3 protein-coding genes are annotated in these 2,959 nt (G+C 38.4%); 1 reads left to right on the forward strand and 2 read right to left on the reverse strand.

Annotated elements, in window-relative coordinates:
* Both AC1DPQ_RS23070 and AC1DPQ_RS23075 read right to left on the reverse strand, forming a co-directional pair.
* A partial coding sequence (locus tag AC1DPQ_RS23070) for a deoxycytidylate deaminase (RefSeq protein WP_477611000.1) occupies positions 1–201 on the reverse strand: 201 nt, incomplete at its 3' end.
* Positions 202–265: 64 nt separating this feature from the next.
* Positions 266–1,702, reverse strand: coding sequence for an MFS transporter (locus AC1DPQ_RS23075; protein WP_215131225.1), 1,437 nt, complete (start codon positions 1,700–1,702; stop codon positions 266–268).
* Positions 1,703–1,845: 143 nt separating this feature from the next.
* Between AC1DPQ_RS23075 and AC1DPQ_RS23080 the strand changes: the two genes are divergently transcribed.
* Positions 1,846–2,472 (forward strand): LysE family translocator, encoded by a 627-nt coding sequence (locus tag AC1DPQ_RS23080; RefSeq protein WP_477579608.1) that lies wholly within the window; start codon positions 1,846–1,848, stop codon positions 2,470–2,472.
* Positions 2,473–2,959: the final 487 nt, after the last annotated feature.

Below are 2,959 nucleotides of genomic sequence, written 5' to 3' on the forward strand. Positions count from 1 at the left end.
ACTATCACGCGCACAGCCATGCTCAGGCCATTCCTCGTCGCAATTGTGGGTACCAGCTGGTGGGCCATTGTAGCCGATAGAAATAATACGGGTATCCTTTGTTAACACTGCACCTACATGGGCACGCACGCAATGCGAACGGGCTGCCAAATCGGTGGCAAGGTTCATAAATATCGAATCGAAACTTGGTTTATCTGCCATTATAAAAATCAAAAAAGCCACAAAGAACTAAATCTCTGTGGCTGCAAAATTACTTTATTAAAAATTAATGTCCGCCAGAAATTTTTTGATCAAAGTTTATTCCTTGTGATCTTAATATTCCAGCTACTTTCCAGGCATAGAATGCCAAGTAAGCAAAACAGATAATCCCTACAACATAACTGTATTGAATACCTGTAAATTCTGATACAGCACCTTGTGCCCAACTAATAATACCACCGCCCATAATCATCATAATTAAGAAGCTACTTCCCTGACTGGTGTGTTTACCTAAACCGCTTACTGCCAAGGTAAAAATACAAGGCCATAAAGTGCTACAGAATAAACCTACACTGGTAATGGCATAAACACTTACCATTCCTTTAGTAAACATTCCGATTAACAACGCAGTAATACCTATTGCCGAAAAGATTAGCAACATGCGGGCCGGGTTACCTTTACTCGCCATATCAGCAGCAATTAACACCAATATAATCAAACCGTATACATAAAATGGAGCAAGATCATGTTTTGCTATAGCATTTACAGCTAAGAAAATACCAAAAGCTAAATATGGTGCAATAAAACGTAATACTTTTTGTGTGCTGATATTATCAGTAAAAGCTTCAACAGCACCTGTCCAACGACCGATCATCATACTGGCCCAATATAAAGAGATATAAGGTGCGATATCTTTAATGGCAAAGCCTAAATCTTTCTCCATATAAGCCGGTAGATTACTTGCGGTAGATACCTCAACACCCACATAAACAAATATGGCAATCATACCCAAAACCAATTGCGGATATTGCAAAGCAGATCCCTTAATCGATTTAGTATCCTCAACCACAGCTTCAACCAAAGCAGGTCGATCAGGCAACGATGACATTTTTAAGAAAACAGCAACGGCAATAAAAGCAACTCCCAAAATTAGATATGGAATTTTAACGCTTTCTATACTAATATTTGTAGTTGCATTTGCCGCAGAACCAAAAATAGCGAAACTTACAATAAGTGGTCCAATGGTTGTACCAAAGTTATTAATACCACCGGCAAGCGTTAAACGTTGCGAACCTGTTTTAATTGGCCCTAATGCAATAGCTAATGGATTTGCAACAGTCTGCTGTAAGGAGAAACCTAATGCCACAATAAATAAGCCTGAAAGCATTAAAGGAAACGAATGCATGTTTGCTGCAGGATAAAACAATAAGGTTCCAAGTGCCGAAATAACCAGACCAAGCGCAAGCGAATTTTTATAACCCAATTTGTTTACAATATCTTGTCCTATTATAACAGAAATACCGTTATAAATTAAAGCACCCACTGTATAAGCAATATAAAATGCCAATGAAACCAATTGACTTTCGGCTTGCGATAAATCAAAAGCTTTTTTAAATACCGGTATTAAAATATCATTACTGGCGGCTACAAAGCCCCAGAAAAAGAATACCGTAACCAAAGGAATAAACTGCCCCCACTTGGTTTGTGTTTGTTCTGAACTCATTTTTTAAATCTAGTTTTAGTGGCTCTAAACATAAATAAAAAAWAATGAAAACCAGTAAATTTTATGCAACCTATGCAACAAAAATAAATGTTAAATGTTTAGGTATAAAGTTGCATATTCGCATATTATAAACAATACAATGCATGTTTGAAGCCATATTACTAGGTATAGGAGCAGGGATTATTTCGTCGTTTTTAACAGGGCCGGTATTTTTTGCAATGATTAAAACCAGCATAGAGAGGGGCTTCAAAGCTGGGTTTTCTTTAGCTGTTGGCGTAATTATTAGTGATGTGGTCTTAATTGGCCTGGTTCTTTTTGGCAGCCAGTTTTTTGATTATAAAGCAGAATTTGATAAATATGTAGGCACCATTGGGGGCCTATTCTTGTTAGCCGTAGGTATATATTACCTGGTTTCTAAAATAACGGTGCACTATAATAGTTCAACGCTTCAAAAAGTAAGTAAACGTGGCTATGTAATAAAAGGTTTTTTAATGTGCATCCTTACCCCCTCTACCTTAATGTTCTGGATTATTGTAAGCGGGATCATCTCGGTTAAATTGAATAACATGCTGAACGAAAAGCTAGTCTGCTTTTTTATTGCCATGGCTACCCAATTGAGTATAGATGGTGCAAAGAGTTTCTACTCGAGTAAACTCCGTTATAAAATAAAAGAAGACGCGCTTAAAAAACTGAATAAAATCGCAGGTGTGGTTATCATCTTTTTTGCCATTTGGCTCATCGTTAAAACTTACCTGAAGTTCTACGTATAGGTTTTTACCACAAAGATTATAAAGAAAATCGCAGCATACACATCTTATTATTAGCCACGGAAACACAGAACACACGGAAATTTCCTCACGTTTTGTCACCCTGAGCGGAGTCGAGGGGCCGACAAAAATTACTAGCAGTTTTTTTTGAAAAGCAGGGACAGTGCTGCTATTAAACGTTAGTCCTGCCAATGCTGCAAGTCCTCACCCGATAAAGGATCGGGTTCCGGGCTTTCCGCGAATGTCAGGTTTAGATTAGGGAAGATCGTACTCAATCTTACGGTCATCCTGAGCGGAGTCGAAGGGCAAACAAAAATCACTAAACCAGTTTTCTGTTTTTTTGGAAAGCAGGTGCATTGCTGCTATTAAACGTTAGTCCTGCCAATGCTGCAAGTCCTCACCCGATAAAGGATCGGGTTCCGGGCTTTCCGCGAATGTCAGGTTTAGGTAGGAAAAGATTGTTACCTTTTTTGATGGTCACCTTGAGCGG

The sequence above is a fragment of the Pedobacter sp. 01T416_2 genome, assembly GCF_056398925.1.

Excerpts from the sequence above, each read along its gene's own strand:
- AC1DPQ_RS23075 (WP_215131225.1), bottom strand. The coding sequence starts at position 1,702 with ATGAGTTCAGAACAAACACAAACCAAGTGGGGGCAGTTTATTCCTTTG.
- AC1DPQ_RS23080 (WP_477579608.1), top strand. The coding sequence starts at position 1,846 with ATGTTTGAAGCCATATTACTAGGTATAGGAGCAGGGATTATTTCGTCG.